The 25,527-nt window shown below is 54.8% G+C and carries 20 protein-coding genes; 6 read left to right on the top strand and 14 right to left on the bottom strand.

The annotated features are described in order from the left end of the window. Window positions 1-22: 22 nt before the first annotated feature. The 6 genes from GSQ86_RS11440 to GSQ86_RS11415 all read right to left on the bottom strand — a co-directional run bounded on the left by GSQ86_RS11440 (window position 23) and on the right by GSQ86_RS11415 (window position 5,025). Window positions 23-880 carry an IclR family transcriptional regulator gene (locus tag GSQ86_RS11440; protein WP_158750062.1) on the bottom strand — a complete coding sequence of 286 codons (858 nt, stop codon included), beginning with the start codon at window positions 878-880 and terminating at the stop codon, window positions 23-25. A gap of 24 nt (window positions 881-904) precedes the next feature. Beyond that, window positions 905-1,984, bottom strand: a complete 1,080-nt coding sequence (locus GSQ86_RS11435; protein WP_158750061.1) for an alginate lyase family protein — start codon at window positions 1,982-1,984, stop codon at window positions 905-907. 21 nt (window positions 1,985-2,005) lie between these two features. Further along, window positions 2,006-2,338 carry a cupin domain-containing protein gene (locus GSQ86_RS11430; protein ID WP_158750060.1) on the bottom strand — a complete coding sequence of 111 codons (333 nt, stop codon included), beginning with the start codon at window positions 2,336-2,338 and terminating at the stop codon, window positions 2,006-2,008. Between the two features lie 8 nt (window positions 2,339-2,346). After that, the gene (locus GSQ86_RS11425) at window positions 2,347-3,111 is read right to left on the bottom strand and encodes a glucose 1-dehydrogenase (protein ID WP_158750059.1); all 765 of its coding nucleotides are present in this window, start codon (window positions 3,109-3,111) and stop codon (window positions 2,347-2,349) included. A 156-nt stretch (window positions 3,112-3,267) separates the two neighbouring features. Further along, on the bottom strand, window positions 3,268-3,912 hold the full coding sequence (locus GSQ86_RS11420) for a bifunctional 4-hydroxy-2-oxoglutarate aldolase/2-dehydro-3-deoxy-phosphogluconate aldolase (RefSeq protein WP_158750058.1): 645 nt from the start codon (window positions 3,910-3,912) through the stop codon (window positions 3,268-3,270). Window positions 3,913-3,927: 15 nt separating this feature from the next. Beyond that, window positions 3,928-5,025, bottom strand: coding sequence for a sugar kinase (locus GSQ86_RS11415; RefSeq protein WP_158750057.1), 1,098 nt, complete (start codon window positions 5,023-5,025; stop codon window positions 3,928-3,930). Between the two features lie 233 nt (window positions 5,026-5,258). On the opposite strand from GSQ86_RS11415, the gene GSQ86_RS11410 reads away from it, so the two are divergent. After that, complete coding sequence (locus tag GSQ86_RS11410; RefSeq protein WP_158750056.1) at window positions 5,259-7,787, top strand: glycoside hydrolase N-terminal domain-containing protein; 2,529 nt, start codon at window positions 5,259-5,261, stop codon at window positions 7,785-7,787. 8 nt (window positions 7,788-7,795) lie between these two features. On the opposite strand, the gene GSQ86_RS11405 is transcribed toward GSQ86_RS11410, so the two are convergent. The 7 genes from GSQ86_RS11405 to GSQ86_RS11375 form a co-directional block, all read right to left on the bottom strand. After that, the gene (locus GSQ86_RS11405) at window positions 7,796-10,006 is read right to left on the bottom strand and encodes a patatin-like phospholipase family protein (RefSeq protein WP_158750055.1); all 2,211 of its coding nucleotides are present in this window, start codon (window positions 10,004-10,006) and stop codon (window positions 7,796-7,798) included. Between the two features lie 104 nt (window positions 10,007-10,110). Continuing rightward, window positions 10,111-11,091: a tetratricopeptide repeat protein gene (locus GSQ86_RS11400; protein ID WP_158750054.1), complete on the bottom strand. Its 981-nt coding sequence runs from the start codon at window positions 11,089-11,091 to the stop codon at window positions 10,111-10,113. A gap of 19 nt (window positions 11,092-11,110) precedes the next feature. Continuing rightward, a complete protein-coding gene (locus GSQ86_RS11395) occupies window positions 11,111-12,592 on the bottom strand; it encodes a tetratricopeptide repeat protein (protein ID WP_158750053.1) in 1,482 nt (493 codons plus the stop codon). 155 nt (window positions 12,593-12,747) lie between these two features. Beyond that, complete coding sequence (locus GSQ86_RS11390; protein WP_158750052.1) at window positions 12,748-14,595, bottom strand: CRTAC1 family protein; 1,848 nt, start codon at window positions 14,593-14,595, stop codon at window positions 12,748-12,750. A 28-nt stretch (window positions 14,596-14,623) separates the two neighbouring features. After that, on the bottom strand, window positions 14,624-15,805 hold the full coding sequence (locus GSQ86_RS11385; protein ID WP_158750051.1) for a tetratricopeptide repeat protein: 1,182 nt from the start codon (window positions 15,803-15,805) through the stop codon (window positions 14,624-14,626). Window positions 15,806-15,972: 167 nt separating this feature from the next. Further along, on the bottom strand, window positions 15,973-19,485 hold the full coding sequence (locus GSQ86_RS11380) for a TonB-dependent receptor (protein WP_158750050.1): 3,513 nt from the start codon (window positions 19,483-19,485) through the stop codon (window positions 15,973-15,975). 257 nt (window positions 19,486-19,742) lie between these two features. Then, window positions 19,743-20,579, bottom strand: coding sequence for a tetratricopeptide repeat protein (locus GSQ86_RS11375; protein WP_158750049.1), 837 nt, complete (start codon window positions 20,577-20,579; stop codon window positions 19,743-19,745). A gap of 150 nt (window positions 20,580-20,729) precedes the next feature. Here GSQ86_RS11375 and GSQ86_RS11370 point away from each other — a divergent pair, with 150 nt between their 5' ends. From GSQ86_RS11370 to GSQ86_RS11350, 5 genes are all read left to right on the top strand, one after another. After that, window positions 20,730-21,854, top strand: coding sequence for a tetratricopeptide repeat protein (locus GSQ86_RS11370; protein WP_158750048.1), 1,125 nt, complete (start codon window positions 20,730-20,732; stop codon window positions 21,852-21,854). A gap of 62 nt (window positions 21,855-21,916) precedes the next feature. After that, window positions 21,917-22,318, top strand: coding sequence for a helix-turn-helix transcriptional regulator (locus GSQ86_RS11365; RefSeq protein WP_254062313.1), 402 nt, complete (start codon window positions 21,917-21,919; stop codon window positions 22,316-22,318). Further along, window positions 22,311-23,054: a molybdate ABC transporter substrate-binding protein gene (gene modA / locus GSQ86_RS11360; RefSeq protein ID WP_254062312.1), complete on the top strand. Its 744-nt coding sequence runs from the start codon at window positions 22,311-22,313 to the stop codon at window positions 23,052-23,054. The genes GSQ86_RS11365 and modA overlap by 8 nt, the downstream gene beginning before the upstream one ends. A 1-nt stretch (window position 23,055) precedes the next feature. Continuing rightward, window positions 23,056-23,718 (top strand): molybdate ABC transporter permease subunit, encoded by a 663-nt coding sequence (gene modB, locus GSQ86_RS11355; RefSeq protein ID WP_158750047.1) that lies wholly within the window; start codon window positions 23,056-23,058, stop codon window positions 23,716-23,718. Next, entirely contained in the window at window positions 23,711-24,484 is a 774-nt protein-coding gene (locus GSQ86_RS11350) for an ATP-binding cassette domain-containing protein (protein WP_158750046.1), read from the top strand. The genes modB and GSQ86_RS11350 overlap by 8 nt, the downstream gene beginning before the upstream one ends. Here the strand turns inward: GSQ86_RS11350 and GSQ86_RS11345 are convergent. Beyond that, window positions 24,426-25,451 carry a UDP-N-acetylmuramate dehydrogenase gene (locus GSQ86_RS11345; protein WP_158750045.1) on the bottom strand — a complete coding sequence of 342 codons (1,026 nt, stop codon included), beginning with the start codon at window positions 25,449-25,451 and terminating at the stop codon, window positions 24,426-24,428. The genes GSQ86_RS11350 and GSQ86_RS11345 overlap by 59 nt on opposite strands. Between the last annotated feature and the right edge of the window lie 76 nt (window positions 25,452-25,527).

Raw genomic sequence — 25,527 nt, 5'->3', positions numbered from 1 at the left:
AGACTCCTGTTTTTGGACTCGATCAGTTGCTGTAATGATGAAACAGCGGCGAGCTGTACTTTGAGCGACGTCTCTCGTGAATACCGAGGCTGCGCGAAATCTCATTGCAGCAGCGTATGAGGCGCTCCGCGATTCCAGGCACGCTCTGGACGGTAATGCGCGAGGCTGGGCCTGAAACGCTGACGGCGGCGATAGGATGCCGGTTGGTATCGAAGATGGGCGCGCCGACGCAGCGTACTCCGATTTCTATTTCCTCGTCGTCAATTGCGAAGCCGCGTTTCTTTACCCGTTCCAAAGACTTGAGCAGCGCCTCGCGTGTGCACAATGTCTTAGTGGTAAAGCGCGTGAACCTGATCTTGCTGATGATTTCTTCGCGTGTGTTATCGGGCAGAAAAGCCAGCATCGCCTTGCCCATCGAAGTGCAATAGACAGGATTGGATGTACCTGACTTCGACGTCATGCAGACTCTGCGGTTCGGTTCTACTTTATCGAGATAAACGATTTTTGTTTTTTGCAGGACGCTGAGATGGACCGTCTCGCCTACGTCCATTGAAAGGCGACGAAAGAAGGGTTGTACACGCTCGCGAAGATCCACTTGTTCTACAGCGCGATTCCCCAGCTCATAAAGCTTCAAACCAAGGCGGAAACGGCCCTCTGGAGTTCGCTCGATCATCGATGTGCGCTCGAGCACAATGAGGGATCGATGCGCTGTGCTCTTGTGTAGGCCCATTCTCGCGCAGATCTCGGCCAGACTGAGCGGAACATCGCTTTCGCTCAACATATCGAGCAGGGCGACGACGCGATCGATGCTCTGCAACTGGTACGGGTCTGCCTGCTTGCTGATATCGACTAACGTTTGCGACGCGATGGCAGTGCTCATACTGGTCCTCCGAAAATTTTTATTTCACCCTTGCGAGTGTGGGGCCGGCGGCAACCCACCCAGGTACATATAGCTCAGGGATGTTGCCTGCTCTAATAGTTTTGTTAGTTGGGGATTTTGAAAACGTGTTAGATACGTTTTGGCCCAGCTGATCTGTTCGGCTGCTGGCGGTCCGTTTGGCGTGTCCTGCGCAATGCCGGTAGCTTTTACAAAAAAGCTGTTGTCTTCGAGTCCCGCGGTACAAAGGTCTACGAGCTTCTTGATGGCGTAGTCGCGCTCGGCATAGGAGTGGAGTCCATTGTCTTCACCGAACTCGGCCAGGTAAATCAGCGGAGCCAGGGCGTAGAGATGATAGTGGAGCGCGCGCTGACCGCGTCGCATCTCCTGCGCGAGCGAGCCATCGGGCTGTATCTGCGATATGCCGGCGTGATATGTGTCCATGCCCCAATCGAAGAGTTGTCGATTGTTCGTCGCTATACCTGCGGCTGCAACTTCAACGCCAGCCCAGTAGAGATGATTATTCTGCGCATCGCCGGAGGATTTCTGTCGATGTGCGTCGTAGTAGCTCTGGCTTTGAGAAACGACTTTCTCGATCCAGGGAAGAATCGTTTCTTTCTGGCTCTTACTAACTAATCCGCTGTCGCGCACTTTCAAATATGCGATCGATACAGCGCCAATAACCCAGCCTTGCACGTAGCATGCCTGATTGGACGACATCTTCCCGGTGAAGACAGCGTCCTTCGCCGCAGCATCCATGTGCTCTAGAGCGCATGTTGCTGCTTCACGGCTTCCGGTAGATTGATAGGTATCGGCAGCGGCTACGACTCGATCACCGAGCGCTTTATACGGCCCGGAAGATGCTGCGTAAGCCTTCCATTTTTCGGGATCGATGATCGAGGATTTGCTGTCAGAGTAGAAGCCGCTGGTAGTCAGGTCGGGAGAGAGATGCTCAACAGCAGGGCATGCATACGACTCTGTTGTGAGCTTGATGCGATGGCTATCCCATGGTGAGCGCAGTTTCTTTTCGGCATGCAGCGGGATGGCCGAGAAGAATAAGAGTGCCGTTAAATATTGCATCTTACGAAAACATAGCGACGCGTTCATTGGTTGCGAAATCCTTTTAGCCTACGCATAGTCCTCGCGGTATGGATTGAAAACGTCAAGAACTTCGGAATCTTCAAGCGCGGATGCCTGATGTTCCATGTTGCCCGGAACTACAAAGCTGTCACCGGCAGCGATTTCGAATGTTGATGAGCCACCTGTGAAACGCAGGCGGCCGCGGATGACGTACACCAGTTGATCGTGCGGGTGGCTGTGGCGAGTTCCCTGCCAGCCGCCCTGCATGACATGCCGCACCAGCATCAGGTTTGGGTTGTAAGCCAGCACCTGGCGCTTGAGGCCGGCCTCAGGATCAGTGGTGGCGACAGCCTTCTGATGCGATATTTTAATTTCTTCCATTGGGCTCCTCAGCGGGCCATCCAGCCGCCGTCAACCACCAGCACTTCGCCATTTATGTAGTCGCTTGCGGCAGAGGAGAGGAAAACAGCCGCGCCAGCCAAATCTTCTGGCTCCCCCCAGCGCTGTGCTGGAATACGCTCCAGAATCTGGCGATTGCGGGTTTCATCGTTCTGCAGCGCCGACGTGTTTTCGGTTCGAAAGTAGCCGGGTGCGATTGCATTGACCTGCACGTTGCGACCTGCCCACTCGTTGGCGAGTGCTTTAGTGAGTTGCGCGACGGCTCCTTTCGAAGCTGCGTAAGCAGGCACGCGAATGCCGCCTTGAAAAGAAAGCAACGACGCGATGTTGATGATTTTTCCGTTTCGCCGCTTCAACATCTCTGTGCCTGCAAGTTGCGAGAGACGGAATACGCTTGTCAGGTTCACCTGCAGCACCGTGTTCCATGCCTCTAAATCGAAGCTCTCTGCTGCGTCGCGATGGATCATTCCGGCGTTGTTCACGAGGATGTCGGGAGAGCCCATTGCGGATTGAGCGGCGCTGAATAGTTTACCCGCGCCATCAGACAGACTCAGGTCTGCGGACAGGCTTACGGCCTTACCTCCAGCGGCACGAATTTTCTCTGCCGTTGCATCGGCGGGTCTGCGGTTTCCGTGACATGCCACGGCGGCCCCCGCTTCTGCGAGCGCGATGGCAATTGCCCCGCCCAATCCGCCGGCAGCCCCCGTAACCAAAGCAGTTTTTCCCTCTAAACGAAAACGGTCAAGGATTCCCATGGATTTTGTTTGTCTTGGTAAGCGGTACGTCGTTCCGTGTAGCGCACTCTATCGTCTGGATTGTTTTTTATGAAGGAAACGGTTGTCAATCAGACAACGGCGCTGGCCGGGCATTTTGGGGTTCGGCGTACCGATATCCGGTACGCCGACCGATTGCTACTTCCGCGCCTGCTGAATGATTTCCAGATAAGCACGAGCTGCTGCGGTGATGGTTTCCGGCTTGCCGTCAGCAATAGCCTGGGTGTTGACGAGGTCGGCACCCACGCCCAGCGCGCGTGCGCCCGCCTTCAGGAAGTCTGCAGCTGTCTGCTGTGTAACCCCGCCGGTGGGGATGAGCTGCAAGTGAGGAAATGGAGCCAGCAGGGATTTCAGATAGCTTGCACCGCCCATGGCTGAACAGGGGAAAATCTTGACATAGTCGGCACCCGCATTCCACGCGGTGATCACCTCTGTTGGCGTGAGCGCGCCGGGAATAGAGACTTTGCCGAGTTCTTTTGTTTTGGCAATCACTTCCGGATGAAAGCTTGGGCTGACGACAAACTCCGCCCCGGCTTCGATGGTCGCGGCTGCCTGGGCTGCGGTGGTTACTGTGCCCGAGCCAAGAAGGAGCTTGCTGCCATGCTGCTTCTTGAGGGCGCGGAGAAGGTCAACTGCTCCCGGCACTGTCATCGTGACTTCGACAACGGTAACACCTCCGGCGAGCATGGCTTCCACAAGGGCATGACCTATTTCTTCCGACTGCGCCCTCAGGACGGGAACCAACCCTACACGTTCGATTTCTGCTTTAATCTCTGCTGACATTTTTTTCTCCTAGCTCTATCGCGCGATTCGCGCCGAGCCGCCTTTCATCACGCGTTCGACTTCTGCGTAGGTAGCCATGCTGGTGTCGCCGGGGGTCGTCATGGCCAGAGCGCCGTGGGCTACTCCACAGCGAACGGCCCACTCTACGGGCTTGCCGGCAAGGAATCCATAAATCAATCCCGATGCGAAGGAATCGCCGCCACCGACGCGATCAAGGATGTCGATATCGCGCTGCGGGACGTGCACGATCTCATCCTGATACAAGGCGATGGCACCCCAGGCATTGCGGCTTGCAGTGTGCGCAGTGCGCAAAGTGGTAGCGACCATTTTCAGATTGGGATAGGCGGCAGCTACGTCGCGCAGCATTTTTTCGTAGCTCGCGATCGGCAGCTCGTCAAAGTCTTCGGTAACGCCTTCAAGAGCGATTCCCAGCATTGCCGAGAAATCTTCTTCGTTGCCGAGTAGCAGATCAACTTTGCGCACCAGTTCCCGGTTTACTTCCTGCGCCTTGGCTTTTCCGCCGATCGCTTTCCAGAGGGAGTCGCGATAATTCAGATCGTAGGAGATGATAGTTCCTGCCGCTTTCGCAGCGTCCATTGCTTCGTCCGCAACGCCGGGAGTTGTTTCAGAAAGCGCAGCGAAGATGCCTCCGGTGTGGAACCATTTCGATCCATTTTGCGAGCCAAAAATTTCCTGCCAGTTGAAATCACCTTTTGCCACCTGCGAAATGGCCGTGTGGCCACGGTCCGAACAGCCAACAGCTGCGCGTACGCCGTATCCACGCTCGGTAAAATTCAGGCCATTGCGGACGGTGCGGCCCACGCCGTCGTATTTCGCCCAGCGAACCAGTGAGGTGTCGACGCCACCTTGCAGGATGAAGTCTTCCACCAGCCGGCCAACGGGATTCTCCGCCAGAGCAGTGATGATGGCAGTTTTGAGTCCGAAACAGCGGCGTAGACCGCGTGCCACGTTGTACTCGCCGCCGCCTTCCCATGCGGTAAATTGGCGGGCTGTGTGAACTCGTCCTTCGCCGGGATCAAGCCGGAGCATCACTTCGCCTAAGCTCACGCTGTCCCATCGGCACGCTTCAGTTTTCAAAACAATCGGCTGCATTACCATTCCTTGATATTGATTTTGATCGTTGCAGTCCGTTATACCGCAATCCGGTACGGCGTTTCATCTTTCGATCCGCGCGCATAGATAAAGCACGCCATCATGGCCTGTCAACCGGACTTGGCAATTTTGCCAGTGGACGCCCTCAATTCATGACGTAAGGGAGTGAGTGTTTGTCGCATTCTCCCCTACAATGTTTCCTGACCAGACTTTCAAAGGATCTATACATCTATATGGGCAGGTTTACACGCCGCCGTTTTCTGTCTTCTGCATCAGCGACCCTCGGAGCGCTCTCTCTCAACAAGCGTTTTGCACTGGCACTCGATCGTGACGGGGTACAGCACACCGACGAAGGCAGCGACCTGGTCCTGTGGTATGACAAGCCTGCCGCGCAATGGGTCGATGCACTTCCGATCGGCAACGGACGGCTGGGTGCGATGGTCTTCGGCGGCGGAGAGGACGGCGCGCTATTCCAGGAGATGCTGCAGTTCAACGAAGACACTCTATGGTCAGGGCAGCCGCGAGACGGCAACAATCCTGACGCGAAGAATCATCTGGCTGCCGTGCGAAGTGCCGTGCTAGAGAAGCAGGATTACCATCTCGCCGATCAGATCTGCCAAAAAATGCAGGGCAGGTTTGCGGAAGCTTACCAGCCTCTCGGCAACCTGAGAATCGATTTCCCGCACTCGGGTGACGCCACCAGCTATCGCCGAGAGCTTGATCTGCATACGGCGATTGCGCGAACTCGCTATAGCATCGGCGATGTGCAGTATGAACACGAGGCGTTTGTTTCGGCTCCCGATCAGGTAATTGTTTTGCGGATAACGGCGAGCAAACCGGGGCAACTGAATTGCAGCATTTCTCTGGATGGGCCATTGCAGAAGGAAGTGAAGGCTCTGGCAAAAAACCAGCTGCTGCTTACCGGTAAGGCAGCGGCACACGTTGCCGGAGCAGGGCATCCGGGCGGTGAGAAGCCGGTTGTTCTTTCAGACACGCCGGGCGAGGGCATGTATTTCGCGGCTATCCTTCACGCACAAACTGAAGGAGGCAGCGTCCACTCCGAGGGAATGAAACTGGCCGTCTCGCAGGCGAACGCGATCACGCTGCTCATCTCTGCCGCGACAGGTTTTCAGGGTTATCGATCAAAGCCTGACATGCCGCTCGATAATGTCATCGCCAAAGCTCAGGAAGGATTGCGAGCACCCACGTCCAGACAGTTTCATGAATTGCGTCAGCGTCATATCGCCGATCATCAAAAATTCTTTGAGCGTGTGTCTCTTGATTTAGGAAAACAGAATCTGTCGCTTACAACGGATCGCAGATTGAAGCAGTTCGCGGCATCTCCTGATCCGTCACTGCTTGCGCTGTATTTTCAATATGGACGCTATCTGCTGATCAGCAGTTCAAGACCGGGTACGCAGCCAGCAAACCTCCAGGGTATCTGGAATTACGAAGTGACACCGCCGTGGAGCAGCAACTGGACTTCGAATATCAACGTCCAGATGAACTACTGGCCGGCAGAAACCTGCAACCTGAGCGAATGTGCCGAGCCGCTGTTCAGCTGGATGAAGGACCTTAGCGAGAATGGAGCGCGCACCGCGCAGGAGCACTATGGGCTTCCGGGATGGGTGTCGCATCACAACATCGATCTTTGGCGCGCCTCCAACCCGGTTGGTGAAGGAGTTGGCGCTCCGACATGGGCGAATTGGGGCATGAGCGGCTCGTGGCTTTGCGGTCATCTTTATGAGCATTACCGCTTCACGCAGGACCGCGAATTCCTGCGCGAGCGCGCGTATCCGCTGATGAAGGGCTCGGCGGAGTTCTGCCTTGCGTGGCTCATCGAAGACAAACATGGACGGCTTACGACCTGCCCATCATTTTCTACAGAGAACGATTTTATGGCTCCAGACGGCAAACCTGCGATGACAAGCGCAGGCTGCACGATGGATATGGCGTTGATGCGCGAATTGTTTTCCAACTGTATTGCTGCCTCGAAGGAACTGGGCGTAGATAGTGATTTTGCCGCGAAGCTCGATGCCGCGCGTAAGCGGTTGATTCCTTACCAGGTCGGCAGGTACGGGCAGTTGCAGGAGTGGTGTATCGACTTTGAAGAGAGTGAGCCCGGACAGCGGCACATGTCACACATGTATGCGCTCTATCCCGGCGACGCGATCACGCCGCGCGGCACACCTGAGCTGGCAAAGGCAATGCGCGTATCGCTGGAGCGACGACTGGCGCATGGCGGAGCGTATACAGGCTGGAGCCGGTCATGGGCGATTGGTTTCTGGGCCCGCCTCGGCGATGGCGATAAAGCGTGGGAATCGCTTTCCATGCTGATGCAGCATAGTACGAACATCAACTTCTTCGATACGCACCCCACATCCAAGGCGCCAATCTTTCAGATCGATGGAAATTTCGGGACAACTGCGGCGATTGCAGAAATGGTAGTGCAGAGCCATGACACGATCGACTTGCTGCCTGCGGTTCCATCGGCATGGGCAACGGGAAGCGTGAAGGGATTGCGCGTACGTCCCGGTGCGGAAATCGATCTGCGATGGGAACAGGATAAGGTCACGGAGTGTTCAGTGCGGCCATATGCATCCGGCAACTATGGATTTCGGGCACCGACGGGACAGACACTCGCCGCGATCCGGTCGAAAGCGGGCGAAGTGCCCCTGACGAAACAAGCCGACAACAGTGTCTCTGCACAGCTAGAAAAGGGGCGCAGCTACAGCCTGCACTTCACTGCAGCAAGTGTGTAGTCTGCGAATCAGAAATAGGCGCGACCTATTTCAAAGTAGAACTTGTAGTGGCCGGCGTCTCCGATTGCTCCTCCAAGAACGATGGGACCAAGCAGCGTGTTGATGATGATGCCGGCGGACCCATCAGATGGGAGATGCGATGCATTCTCTACATAGTAGGCCTTGCTGATATCCGCTCCAGCAAAGAACAATACTTTTCCTCCAACCAACGGAGAGAGCGCGCCGAGTTTCCTCACATAGCCACCCTGAAAGACGAAGTACTGGTTGGTGAGAAGCTCGTTTGTGTTATAGGCGGGAAGGCGGAAGGAGCCGCCCAGAGAGAATGGCGGCAGACCGCCTGGATTCTGCCAGAGAGTGCTGCCGCCCGCGGCTCCCAGATATACGGATGACCTTGGTGTGAGTGGCTTAAAGCCGAGCATGGAAAGCTCCGCCAGGGGGAATGCCTCACCTGAATCAGGCTTCGCATCCCACCATTCGCTCCTGGCCTGCAGACGAAAACCACTCATGGGCGTGATTGGATTGTCGATGTGGTCAAAGTTGAAACGGACATGGGTGTCGCCTACCCTGCCATCGACGCGGGGATAGAGGGTGGGATCACCCACGTTCGGATAAAGTCGCTGAATGCCTGCCTCGTAGCCCACCCGCAACTCGGCAGAGCGACCAAACAGATAGCCCGCGTCGCCTCTGCCGCCGACGATTCGATTGCGATATTCAGCGATCAGTCCGTCGCTGGAATAGAGATTCAGTGGCGCGTTGTCACCGAAGAAAGACGGAGCGACGAACCATTTACGCGATGACGACAGCGGCCTGAAATATTCCGAGAAGAGTTGATATTCCGATCCCAGCAGAATATCGTTGCGCCACTCGGCGCCGTACCTTCCGAGATCGAGCGTGGTGAGGCGCGCGCCGACACTGAGCGTCACGTTCTTGTAATCCCACCCGTTCACGACGATGAGAGGACGCAGAATGTTGCGTCCGAAGGTTTCTGGCTGTCCGGCGACGACGAGACCGGGGACGCCTGAGAGATTGGTGGTCAATCCATAGTCCAGGTTAGAAACCCGTTGATCGCTGGCGAAGGTCGTCAACTGGCGCGCGAGCTCGTCAGAGTCGATTGGCTTTTGCAGGGTCGGAGCAAGCTGCTTTTTTATCTGTTCCGTATCATGCGGCGAAATGCCGGTTACTTCCACAAATTGCGGAATGGGTAACGTGCGCATGCGCTTTGCCCGTTGCGCCAGATATTGCTGCCAGGTCGCATCGTCTACAGAAAGCTTTTCGAGAATCGTTGCTTTGCTCTGAGCGGCGTCATACCCCTTCTGGATCAGATCATTAGACTTGCTGTAATCGAGTGTTGTGAAGTCCTGCAAAGGGATGCTCACGAGCACATCGGCCTGTTGCATGCTTCTCAGCTCGTTGGCCGCGATCATGACGCTGATGCCGCGACCGAGAACACCCACCGCAGACATTTGTTCCGTAGGCTTGATGGGTGCAGTTTCCAGATAGATGGCCAGCGTTACATCGGCTCCCATCTCTTTGGCTACGTCGACCGGGAGATTGTCCACCAGGCCGCCGTCCGCGTAAATGGCATCCTTGGTCCGAACCGGAGCGAAAACTCCGGGCAGCGACATGGTTGCACGCAAAGCCATGCCGAGGGAACCGGAATGAAAGACATGCGGAAGGCCCGAAACGAGGTCGGTTGCTACGCAGGCAAAGGGTATGGGCAGGTCGTTGAAGTTTTGTACGTTGGAATAAGGCAGCGCTATCTTATCCAGCAGTAGTTGTACCTGTTGACCGGCTTTATATCCGCCCTGCGAGACCAGTCCTTTCTTGATGCCGAACTGCAAAGCCATCGGATAGTTGGCGGCGTCTTCTTTTCGCCGATAAGAGAGGTCGCGATAGGGCGTGCCGTCACTCAGCATCTGGTCCCAATCGATGCCTTCTACTAATTGTCTAACCTGAGCTGGAGAATTACCCGTCGCGTAGACGCCGCCGACAAGGCCACCCATGCTGGTGCCTGCGACCATGTCTACGGGTATGTGGTGTTCTTCCAGCCAGCGCAGGACACCGATGTGGGCGAGGCCGAGCGCGCCACCACCATTCAGTACCAGTCCGATTTTCGGGCGGGTGTGTGCAGGCGGGCCATCGCTCTGAGCCTGCGTGGAAACTGCTAGCAATGATCCGATGGCGAACCCGCTGACAACTGCCTTCCACAGTCTCATCATGGCAATGCCTAATATCTCATCAAATATCCATCAGGTTTTCCATTAGAACGACCGGAAAAAGTGGCTGGAGGTACCTCATCCGCCATATGACAGGATTGTGGGTTTCAGTTCCGAGTGAAGGGGTTCGGCGTTTCGCTCGAAGAGTGCGTACTGGTCAGCTTCTGACAGATTTCGAACTCCTGACGTGCCAAATCGCGTTTGCCAAGCTGTTTGTATATCTGGCCGAGACGAAAATGGAGACCGGGCACATCCGGCGCGATCGCGATGGCCTGCACGAGATTGGCTTCGGCCTTATCCGGCATTTTTAACAGATCGTAGACTCGGCCAAGCTGTTCCAGTATTTTCGGATTGTGCGGCGCAAGAGCGGCAGCCTGCTGCAGGTTGGCGAGCGCAGGCTCAAGCTGATCCCGATCGGCAAGTAAGCTGCCCAGATTCAGATAAGGCTGCTCGTCGCGAATGATCGCATCCTTTTGCCAGGCGATGGCCGTTTCGTAGGCAGTCTGAGCTTCGTCCAAGCGGTTAAGTCCCTCATAAGACAGGCCAAGATTATTCTCTGCTTTTATGTCATGGGGCTTCAAAGAGAGCACTTTTTGAAAGGCCTGCACTGCCTCCTGGAAGCGATTCTCGTTGTACTTCGTTCGGCCAAGCATGTACCAGGCTTCCGCATCGAGAGGAGTTTCGGTTGTGACCATCGTCAACCACTTATCTGCATCGGTGTATGCATCGAGCAGGATATAGTCCGATGCAACAATCTTCAGATCCGCCGGGCTCGGCCGCTTAAACTTCGCGCCTTGCGTGAATTCTGCCAGGGAGTCTTTAGGACGGTTTTCGCGGAAGAGCGCGTAACCAAGCAAAAAATGTGCGTCCGCAGAGGAGAGATGGTTTTCAAGATATGAGCGCAACAGTTGCTCAGCTTCGCTATATTTCTTCTCATCCAGAAGTTGGTGGACAGCTGGAAATGGATCGGCCTCTACGGCAGAGGTCTGTCCCCAGACGGATAAACTGGCGATGAGGCATAGAGCGCAGCCTGCAAGCAGACGCATCCCACGCCATAAACCTGTGCAATCCGTTACAGTGCTGCCCATATCTCCCCTGCTGATTATTTTATGGCTTGTTAGCGGGGCATGAAGAGAACTCGACAAGCAATCTCTGCACATCCTGAAGTCCGGGATTGTACTGCGATGTCGTCTGAAGAGTCTTCTGTGCTGCGGTTGCGTCACCCAGCGAGCACTGTATTGTGGCCAGATTTTTTGCCAGGCCGACGATATCCTGATTGCGTTCAAAAGCCGGTTGCAACAGCGCCGCTGCACCTTGCAGATCGCCGGATTTTGCGCGCAACACACCGAGGTTCAGCAACGCGATCAGATTCTCTGGATCGAGCTTTCGAAGCTGCTCAAATGTCATCGTAGCCTCTTTATAGTCGCCGCGTTTCTCGCTAAGAACGCCGAGTGCTGCAAGCGCGTCTTTATCATTCGATATTTCAGATTTCAAACTTTCCAGCAACTGATACGACTTGTCCTGCAGCGCGGTATTTCCATCAAGCACTGCGTTGTAATAGGCGAGCGCGAGATCTCGATTGCCAGCCTGAGGAGAAAAAATCGCCGTCAGCGTATCTCCATCATTTATGTCCTGCATGGCAAGAGCGGTCTCGGGCGTTTTCCTGATGCGGTGATCAGTCCATGCCACGTGAGGAATATTCTCCGCCCCGCTGCGCGGCATATGACAGGCGGTGCAGTCAGGATTTTCAGGATGATGGGTTGCCGCAAATGCGGCGTCCGTGTGGCAGGCGAGGCACTTGGCGCGATAGAACGATGCGCGCTCTTCCGGCCGGGGCGTGTAGTGCGGATTATGACAACTCATGCACGACATTTTGTCGCCGCTCATGCGTTTGCACTTGCTCAGGCTTAATTGCTCAATTTCACTTACGCCTCTCTTCGTCGCGTCTTTCCCTTCGTAGACAAAATAAGAGAGATAGTCGGAGATCGAATCTCCCGGCTTGTAATCAATGGCAGAACGCCCCGGCCGCTCGACGGAAATGTCGCCCTCGAGATGGCAGCTGATACATACGGAATCGCGCCTCGGAACATCCAGCTTTGCGGGATTAACGACAGCTGCCTTACCACCCGTGAGGACGTGTTGCCGGGTATCTCCATGACACGCCTCGCAGGTGATGCCCGTATGCAGAAATGGCAGGCCTTGATAATGGTGAACCGTGCCAGGATCACTCTTCTGCACAGCGCTCATATGGCACCGCATGCAAGCCGACTGCATGGGCAGCGCGGGTGGCAGTGCGGTAAGAGTCTCAAGACCCGGCTTCATGTCATAGGATTGCGATGCGGAATAATATGCGACCGGCGACTCGAAGAGATATCCCTGAACTGAATAGAGGTAAGTAATGCCGAGATGTCCGGAGCCAAGAAAATAATCGAGCTGCCGTTCGGTATTCAGCTGTGGATCGCGCGCGCTTTGAAAACTGAGCATCGCCTGCTTGTCGCGGGCAAAGACCTTGTAGGTCACTCCGGAAGACTTATGAGTGAAGGCGCCAGCTTGAAACTTATCCATCGCTGCGCCGCTGGCATTCGCCATAGGAGTTGAGAGGTAATTTTGAAACAGCTCCCGGTGACAATTTGCGCATACAGCATCCGCTACGCGAACGGGCGATGCGGATTGCTGCGCTCGGATCGAAACACTGCCTGATAAGGGAACCAGCAACAGCGTCAAATATATGAAGAATTTTCGTATCACTTCCGTTCCAGTTTACTTTCTTTGGACTCGGAAGCTTTGCAACAGAAACCCACGATGCCTTTGCCTTCCTCAATTGTGTAAATTCGATCTACCGCGGGTACGGTGATCTTTTCTACGGCGCCGTCCGGCCAGTGAACATCCAGCGCATCGATAGCTGTCGCATCGCCGAGACCGAAGTGCACGCGAGGATCATTCGAAGAGGCGAAGCTGCCGCCGCTCAATACATCTCCTCGCTGCTTCATCCCTCCAACGCTGAGAAAGACCGTCGTCCCTGTCGCGTCTCGCGGGCTTGCCGCAGCACCGACGAGCTTACACGCGATCCAGTGATGATGATCTGGGTTCACATTTTTCAAAAGTGTGGGCGGGGAATCGATATTATTCATCACTACGCTGATTTTTCCGTCATTCCAGAGATCGCCGAAAGCTGCTCCGCGCGCAGAAATAACCCTGGCCAGTCCGGTTTCTTTCACTGGCGGTATCACTTCGAATTTCTTTCCCGCTAAATTTCTGAACAAGAGAGGCCGCTCAGAAAAACTGGTTCCCCAATCGTGTTGATCGACCTGGGGATATACGTGGCCGCTGGCGATAAATATGTCTTTCCAGCCATCGTTGTCGTAATCAATGAAACCATCTCCCCAACTGAGAAATGGAATAGTCGGAGCAGCAATACCGGCTTCATAGCTGACATCCGCGAAGCTGAGATCGCCGTCGTTGCGATAGAGGACCTTGTAATCGTCAGAGAACGTCGTATTGAGAATGTCGAGGCGGCCGTTGTTCTGGTAGTCGCCTACAGCAATGCCCATGCTTGCTGTCTCGCGCCCATCGTGGTTGACGGCGTAACCGGATTCAAAGCTCAGATCCTCGAAAGTCCCATCGCCCTTGTTTCGGTACAGATAATTCGGCGTTGAATCATTGGCTACGAGGAGATCGGGCTTGCCATCGCCATTCAGATCGACGAAGAGTGAAACCAGGCCGTAATATCCCGGCACATCGGTAACACCAGCTTTCACGCTTACATCGGTGAACGTCCCGTCTCCGTTGTTATGGAAGAGATGGTCATGCTCCCCCTTCAGTCCGCGCGGTCCACAGAAGACACTGACGCCGCGAAACCGACAAGTATTGGAAACCACTGATTTGGAATCCGCTGCGGGCAGATCGTTGAAATCAAATTTGGTGTAGCCGGGAACGAAGAGGTCGAGTTTTCCATCTCCATCGTAGTCGCCGAAGCTCGCTCCTGTAGACCATGTTCCCAACTCCACGCCGGCCTTCTCTGCCACATCAGTAAATGTGCCGTCGTGGTTATTGTGGTAGAGGCGATTTCTGCCCATGTTTGTCACATAAAGATCGGGCCAGCCATCATTGTCGTAATCGCCGACTGCCACGCCCACTCCCCACCGATCGTTTGTCACTCCGGCTTTTTCGGCAACGTTTGTGAAGGTTCCGTCGTGATTGTTGTGGAAGAGAGCAGAATGAGGTGCCGGCTCTTTTCCGCTCATGGCGGTGTAAGTCATGCCATTTACAAGGTAAATATCGAGCCAGCCATCATTGTCGTAATCGAGTAGTGCAACGCCGCTGCCGAGCGATTCGACGATATATGCTTTTGCGGAATTCCCGCTGGCATAGCGCCATCCGGATAATCCAGACTGTACGGTTACATCTTTGAAGACCACCGGCCCATCGTTCACAAATCCACCAGCGGTAATCGGACGATGTTCCTCATCATGCACCGGCGAATGCGTACCGCCGGTACTCATACCACTCTGCTGAGACGACATCTGTTCCTGTGCGTCTTCGTGCTCCGGCACGGTTATGCTCGATAGAGCTAGCCCCATGGGCAGAAACATTGCCCCACATACCGGCCAAAGCGCGACTTTAATGAGACGTGCTTTTGATATTGATGGCATCGCTTGCCTGACTTGCCACAGCTTCGCTGGCCTGGCGTTGTAACCGGGCATAGGTATGCATTTCCTGCTGTGCGTCAGCGGTCTTGCCCTGTGACTTATAAACCGTGGACAGCAGAAAATGAATCGACGGCTCATCCGGATTTGCCTTCACGGCCATGAGCAGATCGGGCAGAGCGTCATCGCTTTTACCCAGCTTCACCAGCGCCCGGGCACGATCCACGCGTGCCTGCATGAGCGTCGGGCAGCCATCGATCGCCTTATTGAGTTCGGTAAGCGCGTCCTGCGGTGAGGCGTTCGCCTCCAGCATGGAGTTGGCAAGCTTCCAGCGAGCCGTACAGTTATTTGGATCGATCGCAAGTTCCGCTTTGAACTCGGTTTCCGCAGAATCCCACTTCCCTGTCATCCAGAATGTATTTCCCATGTGCGCATGCGAACCCGCCTGGTGCGGATCAACATCGATTGCCTTTTTGTATTCCACCAGTGCGCCGTCGTAGTTGTGCATGCTCTCGTCGATCTCACCAGCAACGATGTGCGCTGTTGGCGAATTCGGATCGATCTGATTGATACGCCCCAGCGCATCTTCTGACAACTGGAGATATGTCTTGCCGAGGAGATACCACGCCTGCTGATCCTTTGGATTGCGCTCCAGAAAACTCTTCAGGTACGGCGCGGCTTCGTCGTACTTTTTCAAATTGATCAGCGTGTGGACAAGAACCATCGTGGCATTATCGTCGGCGGGATTTGCACGAACCGCGGCCTCAAGAAGCGGCTCCGCCTTTTCATTTTCGCCGATTTGGGCATAGCTGAGGCCGAGCATCGCGGAGGCGGTTGGCATGTCAGGATTCAGCTTCAACCCCTGCTCCAATACTTCAACGGCATGCGCGTAGTCGCGCTGATTCACGTAGAGCCTGCCCAGATTGTTGTAGGCGGCCGCCAGATGAGGAGCCAGCTTCAACATGGCGCGGTACTTCTGAATAGCCGCCGCATCGTCGCCCTGTTGTTGAGCCGCCTTCGCCTGCGCGTACAACTCCTGCACCTGGGGAGTTACTTCGTTATTACCGGACTGGGCTAAAAGCCGTGCTGAAAGGACGATACACAGCATTGTTGTGAAAAGAAGAGTCTTGATGTGAAGCGGAACTACTCGTGACATGCATGGATTCCCGGAAAAACCATTATTTCGGAGAGCGCGGCAGATAGCAACGAAGAAAAAGCCGGATTGCGGTAAGCAATCCGGCGTGGAGGCAGTTTTTGGTTCATCTTTTTACGATCGAGAAGCTTGCCAGCCAGACTGCAGCTGGCAAACTTCAAGCTTTTTGTCTAGAACTCGATTCGGACGCTGATTTGCCCTTGTCGGTTTGCAGGCGAATTCGCCGCATTCTTATTGGTGACCTGACCGAATGTACTGTTGCTGGCATTCGTATCAGGACCATTCAGCTGCGTGCGGTTAAACAGGTTGAAGTAATCGAATTGCAGAATCGCCTGGAAGCGTTCGCCGAGGAAAAAGTGCTTCCGGATATTCGCATTTTCGTTGTAGAAGGCCGGGTTGCGCATCTCGGTGTATGTTCTGGTTGCGTTACCCAGAACAAACTGGCTGGTTGGGGTAAAGCTGTTAGCCTGCCATACCTGCGCTGTGCCACCTTTGCCTTCAAACTGATTCTTCACATCTTGATAAGAAGCGGTCGACAGTTGGACAGACTTGTTGCGATCTGGCCGGTTGCCGCCGTTCGGGGGGAACGGTGTTCCGTTCTCTCCGGGACCGTTTGCCGTTCCCGACTCGTAATCAAGAATCCAGCTCAACTGCCAGCCACCCAGCAATTGACCCGTGACTCCCTTGTTGTTGAAGTATTCTTTGCCGGGACCGATGGGCAGTTCATACGTTCCGCTGACCTTCACAGTATTCGGTTCATCGGAAGTTGAAACACCCCATTCGGGTCTCTGGTTGTATTTGTTGATAGCGCCAGCAGTAAAGCTTGTGAATCCGCTGCTGGTGTTATCCCACAAGCGAGAGAGTGTCCATCCGGCCAGGAACGAGAGGCCATTGGTAAAGCGCTTCTCGGCCTCAAACTGAAGTCCCTCGTAATACGTGGTGCCGGAGCCTTCAAGTGTGTTCTGGACGTTGGAGTATTGCGGGAAGGGGGCCAAAGACTGAGCCACCGTCGCCGATGCGCCAAAATCGTTTACGAACGTTGGATACGGCAACTGATACCCCTTACTCTGTGCAGAGCCATCAGCGAAGTTAAGAAGCAGGTCGTTACCCAACGCGAGATATTTGGGATCGAACTGGTTGATCGGGTTCAGTTTGCTGGGCAAGTGAATGACGCGATTGCCAACCCATGCAGCAGTCACGAAGATATTCCACGGAGCCTGATGCTGCAAGTTTACGTTCCACTGCTGAGCGTAAGGAGCAAATCCGTCTTTCGTCTTGTTTAAGGAATTGATCTGGGTACCTATACCGAGTCCTGGGCTATAGGGTGTGGGCTGGGGATTCGGCATGGTGTTGACATCCCAGCTTCCGAACGAGGATTGCTGAGATCCGGTCTTGAGCTGGCTGTACGATCCGACAAGCAGGTTGCCATAGTTTACGGCCACCTTGTTCGTACCGTACTCATATGCACCGCCGTTCAGGAAAGCAACCGCAAAGCCGGCCTGAACAACTGTCTTGTCGCTGACCTGATAAGCAAATCCCAGGCGCGGCCCGACGTGTCCCCAGTGAATATCTGCACGGTTATATCCGGCACATCCGTTGCAAGTGCCCAACTGTTGGGCAATGCCCGGGACGTTCCCGGCGAAGGGGTTTGGAGTTTTATTGTCCGAATTGAGGAAGATTACCCGATCGTTGACCTCGCTGAACGGAACCTGAATATCCCAACGGAGGCCAACATTGATCGTCAACCTGCGGTTGAACTTGATGTCGTCCTGAACATATGGAGAGAGATCGAAGTTGCGAAGCCGCAATTCCTGCGAGTTGCTGCGATTGACCTGATCGGGATAACCCAGCATGTAGCTGGCAAACGCGCTGCCGCCGCTGGAGGAATCTGACGGACTTGAAGTTTGCCTCTGGCTGAAGGCAAACTGACCGCCCTGCGTCTGGTCTTCGTTGTCGTCCTGATAGGACCGGCGGAATTCACCACCGATATTGAAGGTGTTGCGTCCCTTGGTCCACAGGTAGTTGTTAACGATAGCGATACCAAGCTTACGGTTGATGGACTGCAGCCATGAACCCTGCGTTCCCCAATCGGTTAGCGAGTGGTTACCATCCCAAGTAATATAAGGCGGGATGATTCCCTGCTCTATCGCCGGGAAGCTGTACCGGGTCTGGTTGAACTGGTTATTAATTTCACCGATCCAGGCAATACCAGCGGTCGCTACGAGGTTTGGGGTTATGGTGTTGTCGTAAGTAAGCAGGAAGCCACTGCCTTTTGCCGGCTCATACTTCATGCTGTTCAACGGGTTGGGCGCAATAACAAATGGGTTATTGTCGAAGCTGTAATTGCTGAAGCTGTTACGCCATTGGCTGTAGTGGATGCCCTGTTTGGGTGTCAACACCTGGTCAACCGTAAAGCCCCAGACATTTTGGATGTGTGGATTGACGAAAGGCGCATAGCTTCTGTTGCTGTCCAGACCTGGAAGATTTGGATCAGGCAGATACTGCAGCAGCGACTGAGAATTTGGGCTGAGCATGCTCGGAGGAATGACATTGGCTTTGCCGTTGTACGAGAACTGCTGGCCGTATTCCGCGGTTCCTGGAATGTTGTCGTAAATCGGAATGAGGGTTCCGTCGCTTCCAACGAAGTCGCTGAAGTCACCGGTCTTTTCCAGCGCCGTCGGCACTGTGGACGAGTTCGTATTCAGGTTGTTCTGCTTGTACCACTCCTGGCTGTAATGGCCGAAGGTGCGGTTGCGGCCATCGTAGAGTTTGGGAATCGAGATCGGGCCGCCGACGGTGAATCCATAGTTGTTTTCGTGATCGGTTGGCGGAGTATTCGAGCCACCCCATGAGGGACCATTGAAGAAACCGACTGAGTCGAAGAAGCTGTTGCGGTTGATCTCAAAAAGATCGCCATGATACTTGTTCGTGCCTGATGCCATCTGGTAGCTCAAAGCACCCTGGCCAAGTCCAAACTGCGCGGCGAACGTGGTGCGCTCAACGCGGAATTCCTGGACCATCTCATATGGCGGATTGAAGTTGGTGGTGTAGCCTTCTGTCTCCGGTTGAGGAGCGGGAACACCGTTGTAGACAATTTCCTGCTCGAAGTCCACGCCGCCACTGATGCGGTGTGAAAACGCGCTGCCTGTTGTGCCGGGAACCATGAACTGCAGCGAATCGATCTGGCGTCCACGGCCCGAAACTTCGGCCGGCAACGCTTTGACGACCGTAGGCTCAATGGTGCTGCCAAGCTGCGGAGAAGTTGTGTTCAATGCAATCGCGCTGGCTGTGACTTCGACTGTCTCAGCCGTGGAGCCAGTGGAAAGAGTGACGTTCCGGGTAGAGGTGTTGGCCACATCCACGTTGACCGAGTTCTGGACATCCTTCTTGAATCCGGATGCTTCGACCGTAATGGAGTAAACGCCCGGGGTTAAACCTGTAACGGCATAGGTTCCGGCAGAACTCGTAGTCGCGTGGTTCTCAACGCCGGTCCCCTGGTTGGTAATGGTCACCTTGGCATCAGGTACAACCGCGCCGCTTGCATCCGCTACAGTTCCCACGATGCCCGCATTGGCCTGGGCATGAAGATTTTGTACGGATAACAGTGGAAATAGCGCAATGAATACTGCAAAGATGGCACAGTTTTTAGATACACGCCGAGTGGCGTCTCTCAATCGTCGCATCACAACTCCTCCTGAAAAATTACCTAACTATCAATCGTCCGGCCTGGGTAATTCGAGCATTGCCGGCTTATTTTGCGTTCGGTATCTGGAAACGATACCAAGTTGACGTGGTATCGTTTCCAACCGTCGCCAACTATAGGGAGTATTTAGGAGGGCTGTCAAGCAGATTTTTTAGGGCCAAAAAATAACGCCATTCCGGCGGTTTTGCAGGTATGGTATCGATGCCACGGACCGTTCCCATGGTTCGCCTTTGGCGTTCAATTCTGGGGTCGAGTCGGTTGCGCAGCCAGTCTCTTTCCCTGAGCCTTCCGGGCATTTTCCGCGTCGGCTAACTGCACGGAAATCGCTAACTCCTTTTCTGATTCATCTTTACGGCCCAGTTTGGCGAGAGTCAGGCCATGATAGTAGCGGGCAGTCTGGAAGTCCGGCGCGTATTCTACGGCTTTTTCCAGATCGGCTTCGGCCTCGTCGTACTTCTTGGCTCGGAACGCCAGAATGGCCAGGCCGGTAAGTGCTCCCGCATGTCTTGGATCGTTGTCGAGAGCTGCGCCGTAAAACTGCCGTGCCTTATCGCTGTCGCCGCTTTCACGGGCGATTTCTCCCAGGCGGTAATAAGACTCGACCTGCCGAGGCGAGAGCTCGGCGGACCGCTGAAATTGGGCCTGCGCCTCGTCCGTCCGCTGCAGCATCTGCAGCAACAGCCCGTATCCATAATGCGCGGAGGCATCATCAGGCTTCACTGCAAGGTATGCTTTCCACGCCTGCTCCGATGCCTCGGACTGATTTAGATCCATCTTGACTCGCGCAATGGCGTACAGCGTTTTTGGATCTCCAGGACGAAGCCGCTGCGCTTCCGCCAATGTTGCATCAGCATCGTGGGTGAGCTTCATGGATTCTTCCTGCACACCCGTATCCAGCAGCAACTCTGCATCGTCCGAGACCCAGTATTTCGCCCTGAGGAGAAATGCCAGAGCCAGATCATTGTTTCCTGCCCGCCGCGCAGCCAGAGCTTCTGCGATCGCGGTATCAATCTCCCCTTTTCGCGCCGCCGAATCTCCGGGATGCTGTTTCAGGGTTTCTTCGAATGCGTCCATCTGGGCACTCTGCGCCAGGGGTGCCGGCGCCTGAGTACGCGCCGCCGGTCCAGCCAGAAATAAGCATGCGCTCAATACGGTCAGCCTGAAACCGGCAGATGGTCGAAGCAGAGTCATCGATGTCTAACATAATATGGCTGTAGCCAGCCCATGAATTTCAAAGCATGCCTCCCGCTCGCCTTTACCCTGACAATCCTGAGTTTCTCTCCAGCCGTCTTCGCGCAAGAGGCGCAGGCCACCCAGTATTTGCAATCAGGCGCCGCAGCCATGCATGAAGGCAAATTAACCGAGGCGGAAAAATATTTCAGACAAGCGATTGCCGTGGCGCCTCAGATGGCTGAAGCGTATCTGGATTTAGGGCTCGCCCTTTTGCGCGAAGGCCAGCCTGTTGAGGCGGCCAAGGCTCTCCGGCACGCGGTCGCCCTCGATTCGTCCACGCAAGGAGCGCATTTATTTCTCGGTATCGCCGAATATCAAAGCAATCATCTGGACGATGCGATTGCAGCGCTCAAACAGGAGATCGCCTTGAACCCTCAAAACGTGGAGGCTCTGACCTGGCTCGGCATCGTAGAATTGGCGGCAGACAAGCCTGAAGAGGCGACACTGCCTCTGGACGAAGCGGCAAGGCTTTCCCCCAATGACATCGATGTGCTCGACTATCGCGGACGGGCACACAGCCTGGTAGCCAATCAGAGCTACGGCCGCATGCGCAAAATCGATCCCGATTCCTGGCATGTGCATCGCGCTCTCGCTCAAGATTTTGCAGATATGGGAGATTCAGCCAATGCCGTCAAGGAATACCTGGCGGCCATTGCCAAACAGCCGCACAATCCAGACCTGTATGAGGCATTGGGCATTGAATATCAAAAGCTGAGCCACTTCGATTTAGCCACCCAGGCATTTGAGCAGGAGCTGAAACTAAGCCCGAACAATGCGGTTGCGCTCTACAACCTGGGAAAAATCGACGTGGAGCATGAAAATGCAGAGGCCGGCATTCCACTGCTGGAAAAAGCGGTTCCTTTGCTGCAGCATCCTGCCGCAGGCTACTACTATTTAGGTCTCGGATTATCGAAAGCGAACCGCGACGAAGAGGCGGTGACCTGGCTGGAAAAAAGCGTGGCCAGCGAACCCTCCGACTTTATAAAGCAGGGAGCCTATTTCCAACTCGCCAGGCTGTATCAACGACTGCATCGTCAGCAGGACGCAGACCGCGCTCTGACTGCTCTGAAAGAGCTGAAACAACGCAGCGCAGGCCAGAGCGATACCCACCCATAATAGGACTGCAAATTCGGTTGAATCCATGCGTCGCTCGAGCGAATTACGTATAAAATCGCTGCATGGCATTGATGCTTACGCCACGGGAAGCGGCGCTGCGGCTCGGCATTTCCTATCCAACTGTGAAGCAGTGGCTCTATCGCGGCAAGATCAAGGCTATGAAAACTCCGGGCGGCCACTACCGCATTCTCGAGGCCGAGCTCGACAGTCTACTGCATAAAGCCAAGGGGCCGGAAACACCGAAGCGCCAAATGATGCGAACGTTGAGCGGCCGCAATCAACTGGTGGGCCGCATTGTAGAAATCAAAGTCGATGGCCTGCTGGCGCAGGTGAAACTCTCGATTGGCGGACAGATCATCAACTCCATCATCACGTCGGAGGCAGTCCGCGAGATGCAGTTGCAGGTCGGCGAGACTGTCGCAGCGTTGATTAAATCGACCGAGGTCATGGTGCTCCGTGTATAAATTTTTACTTTTTCTGCTCCTTGTACCATTGGCCGCAGCACAGAATTTACGGCTGGCTGCGGCGGCTGATCTGCAGCCAGTACTGCCACCGATCCTCGCGCAGTTTGAGAATCAGACACACATTCACATCGACGCCTCCTATCAATCTTCTGCCACGCTGGCTACACAGATTCAAAACGGAGCGCCTTTCGATCTCTTTATGGCTGCCGATTTTTCTTTTCCGCAGCGAGTGATCTCAGAAGGACTCGCAGATGCCGACCAGCCTGTTGCCTATGCACGCGGAACGCTCGTTTTGTGGACTCGTAACGATTCGCCCTTCCGTCAGCTCTCAGTGGACACGCTGAAAGATCCGGCAATGAAAACGCTGGCTGTCGCCAATCCCGAGCATGCACCCTACGGACGTGCGGCGGAAGCTTCGCTCAAAAAGCTCGGGCTCTACGATCAACTGAAGCCAAAATTTGTAATCGCAGAAAATATCGCTCAGACAGCGCAATATGTCGATTCAGGTAATGCGCAGGCGGGTCTGATCTCGCTAACCTCGGCTTTGTCGGAAAGATTGCACGCGAATGGGCATTATGTCGAGATGCCTGCTGATTCCTATCCGCCGATCCTGCAGGGTGCGGTTGTTCTGAAGAATTCTGGTCACCGCACAGAAGCTCACCAGCTGCTCGACTTTCTGCTTTCGCCCGCTGTTGGCAAGCAGTTTGCCGCGCGCGGCCTCGAGCCCCCGCACTAGGATGGATATCCGGGCACTCTGGCTCACACTCAGGCTTGCGTCCGTTACGACTGTTTTGCTGCTGTGTGTCGCGATTCCACTTTCTTATTGGCTGGCTTTCGGCAAGGCGCGATGGAGGCCCATCGTTGAAGCTGTTGCGACCTTGCCGCTGCTGCTGCCGCCGACTGTTTTGGGTTTTTATCTTTTAATTTTGCTGGGGCCGCGCACCGCCCCAGGACGCATGCTGATACGTCTGACTGGTCATCCTGTGGCTTTTTCGTTTGCCGGACTCGTGATCGGTTCGATGATTTACAGCCTGCCTTTTGCGGTGCAGCCAATCACGAGCGGATTTACCGCTCTGTCTTCCGATGTCCTAGATGCTGCCCGTCTTCTTGGTGCCGGCAATTTTCGTATTCTCGCTGAAGTTGTGCTTCCGCTGACACTCCGATCGATTCTTACCGCCGCAGTGCTCTGCTTCACGCACACGGTCGGCGAATTTGGCGTTGTGCTGATGATTGGCGGGGATATCCCCGGCTCAACCCGGACACTCTCCATTGCCATGTTCGATCAGGTACAGGATTTCCGGTATCGCGAGGCAAATCATACCGCTTTACTTCTGCTGGCGGTCTCTCTAGTGGCTCTTATCATCGTGTATGGATGGCGAAAGCAGGTTCGCCATGCCTGATGTAGCGTTTCTAACGACCGAAATCGAGCATCGGGTTGGTGCGTTTGATTTGCGAGTCGATTTCCGGCTGACGGCACCCTGGACGGTCCTTTTTGGACCTTCCGGCGCGGGAAAAAGCACGGTTTTGCGCGCAATTGCGGGCCTTTTGCAGCCGAAAACAGGCAAAATAAGCCTCCGAAATCACACTTTGGTGGACACCCGGCAGGGTGTCTTTGTAGATGCGGGCAAACGCCGCGTCGGATTCCTCACACAGCAGCCGACGCTCTTCCCTCATCTGACGGTGCGCCGGAATATTTCTTTTGGCCTGCATGCGCTCGCCCGCATGGAACGCGAGAAGCGGATAAATGAAATGCTTCGGCTTTTTCGTATTGAAGAGCTGGCGGAACGGCTTCCCGCAAAATTATCCGGCGGAGAATACCAGCGGGCAGCGCTTGCCCGCGCGCTTGCTCCCGATCCGGAACTGCTGCTGCTCGATGAGCCGTTTTCGGGGCTCGATGCGGCGCTGAAAGAAGCGATTTTGCGCGAATTGACGGTGTGGCTGACGGCACATGGCGTGCCTGCCCTTTACGTCTCCCACGACCTGGTAGAGGCTTATCAGACGGCCGCCGATGTGATTGTCATTGAAAATGGCCGAGTAGTGGTGCAAGGCCCGGTGCAGGAGGTTCTGGCAACGCATCGCGAACAATTATTGCGCCAATTAGGAGTCATCACTCCACCCAAACTGGCTCCGGCTCCAACTGAATCGCAAATTTTTCGACAACCTTAGCCACGATTGCGTCACGTAACGCGGCTATATCTGCGGCGCAGGCTCCCCCACGGTTGATGAGAGCGAGTGTATGTTTGCTTGAGATTCCAGCTCGACCGAGCGCAAAGCCCTTATGAAAGCCCGCCTGATCGAGTAACCACGCTGCCGGAAGCTTCACCTGATCGTTTTCTGCTGGATAATTTGGCACCTGAAATCCGTCGAAATTGGCCGCAATTTGCGCGAAATGTGTGCGTGAAATGACAGGATTTTTGAAAAAACTGCCTGCACTGCGACAGTCTGGATCACCGGGAACGATGTACATTCCCTTCTGCTGCCGAATCTGACGAACGGCTGAACTGACTTCAGAGAGCGTCGGGACTGCGCTTTTATCCTGAAAGTATCGCTTTAAGTCTGCGTATGAAACGACGGCAACTGCGTCCTTTTTGAACTCGTACGTCACGCGAGTGACTATGTATCGGCCGCGCTGTGAATTGTTGAAGATGCTGCGCCGATAGGCGAAGCCACACTCAGCGGCGCTAAGCTCAAGAAAACGCATAGTTTGCAGGTCTAAAACGCGAACGGAGTGAACAGTTTGCGCCACTTCCTGACCGTAGGCACCTACATTCTGTACCGGTGTCCCGCCCACGCTGCCCGGGATTCCGGCAAGGCACTCAATTCCGCCGTAATTCTGGTCAACAGCAAAACTTACAAATTTGTCCCAGTCTTCGCCGGCAGCAACGGAAAACTGGGATGCATTCTGGTCAATTCCCTTCAGCGCGATCCTAATTACAAGGCCGGGAAAGCCCGTATCGCTCACCAGCAGATTGCTTCCGCCACCGAGGATGAAGAGAGGGATGTCCCGTTCTCGCGCGAAGCCGATTGCCTCAATAAGATCGTCTTCAGTCTGGGCTTCGGCAAACCAACGCGCAGGACCGCCAATGCCAAATGTTGTATAGGAAGCTAATGGGATTTGTTCCAGAAATTGCATCAGCTTCAAGATATCAGCCTGGATACGAGGGACTAGCGCAGGGGCTCTGATAGTTCGTAGAATAGAGATGCCGGGC

Source organism: Acidobacterium sp. S8 (assembly GCF_009765985.1).
In the GTDB taxonomy this organism is placed as follows: domain Bacteria; phylum Acidobacteriota; class Terriglobia; order Terriglobales; family Acidobacteriaceae; genus Alloacidobacterium.
This window is presented reverse-complemented; position numbering and strand designations above follow the sequence as displayed.

Bases quoted from the DNA above. Each gene is read 5' to 3' on its own strand.
- GSQ86_RS11385 (WP_158750051.1), bottom strand. From the start codon at position 15,805: ATGTCACGAGTAGTTCCGCTTCACATCAAGACTCTTCTTTTCACAACA.
- GSQ86_RS11390 (WP_158750052.1), bottom strand. From the start codon at position 14,595: ATGTTTCTGCCCATGGGGCTAGCTCTATCGAGCATAACCGTGCCGGAG.
- GSQ86_RS11410 (WP_158750056.1), top strand. From the start codon at position 5,259: ATGGGCAGGTTTACACGCCGCCGTTTTCTGTCTTCTGCATCAGCGACC.
- GSQ86_RS11435 (WP_158750061.1), bottom strand. From the start codon at position 1,984: ATGAACGCGTCGCTATGTTTTCGTAAGATGCAATATTTAACGGCACTC.
- GSQ86_RS11375 (WP_158750049.1), bottom strand. From the start codon at position 20,579: ATGGACGCATTCGAAGAAACCCTGAAACAGCATCCCGGAGATTCGGCG.
- modB (WP_158750047.1), top strand. From the start codon at position 23,056: ATGGATATCCGGGCACTCTGGCTCACACTCAGGCTTGCGTCCGTTACG.
- GSQ86_RS11405 (WP_158750055.1), bottom strand. From the start codon at position 10,006: ATGATGAGACTGTGGAAGGCAGTTGTCAGCGGGTTCGCCATCGGATCA.
- GSQ86_RS11430 (WP_158750060.1), bottom strand. From the start codon at position 2,338: ATGGAAGAAATTAAAATATCGCATCAGAAGGCTGTCGCCACCACTGAT.
- GSQ86_RS11420 (WP_158750058.1), bottom strand. From the start codon at position 3,912: ATGTCAGCAGAGATTAAAGCAGAAATCGAACGTGTAGGGTTGGTTCCC.
- GSQ86_RS11370 (WP_158750048.1), top strand. From the start codon at position 20,730: ATGAATTTCAAAGCATGCCTCCCGCTCGCCTTTACCCTGACAATCCTG.
- GSQ86_RS11365 (WP_254062313.1), top strand. From the start codon at position 21,917: ATGGCATTGATGCTTACGCCACGGGAAGCGGCGCTGCGGCTCGGCATT.
- GSQ86_RS11380 (WP_158750050.1), bottom strand. From the start codon at position 19,485: ATGCGACGATTGAGAGACGCCACTCGGCGTGTATCTAAAAACTGTGCC.
- GSQ86_RS11345 (WP_158750045.1), bottom strand. From the start codon at position 25,451: ATGCAATTTCTGGAACAAATCCCATTAGCTTCCTATACAACATTTGGC.
- GSQ86_RS11440 (WP_158750062.1), bottom strand. From the start codon at position 880: ATGAGCACTGCCATCGCGTCGCAAACGTTAGTCGATATCAGCAAGCAG.
- GSQ86_RS11350 (WP_158750046.1), top strand. From the start codon at position 23,711: ATGCCTGATGTAGCGTTTCTAACGACCGAAATCGAGCATCGGGTTGGT.
- GSQ86_RS11415 (WP_158750057.1), bottom strand. From the start codon at position 5,025: ATGCAGCCGATTGTTTTGAAAACTGAAGCGTGCCGATGGGACAGCGTG.
- GSQ86_RS11425 (WP_158750059.1), bottom strand. From the start codon at position 3,111: ATGGGAATCCTTGACCGTTTTCGTTTAGAGGGAAAAACTGCTTTGGTT.
- GSQ86_RS11400 (WP_158750054.1), bottom strand. From the start codon at position 11,091: ATGGGCAGCACTGTAACGGATTGCACAGGTTTATGGCGTGGGATGCGT.
- GSQ86_RS11395 (WP_158750053.1), bottom strand. From the start codon at position 12,592: ATGGCGAATGCCAGCGGCGCAGCGATGGATAAGTTTCAAGCTGGCGCC.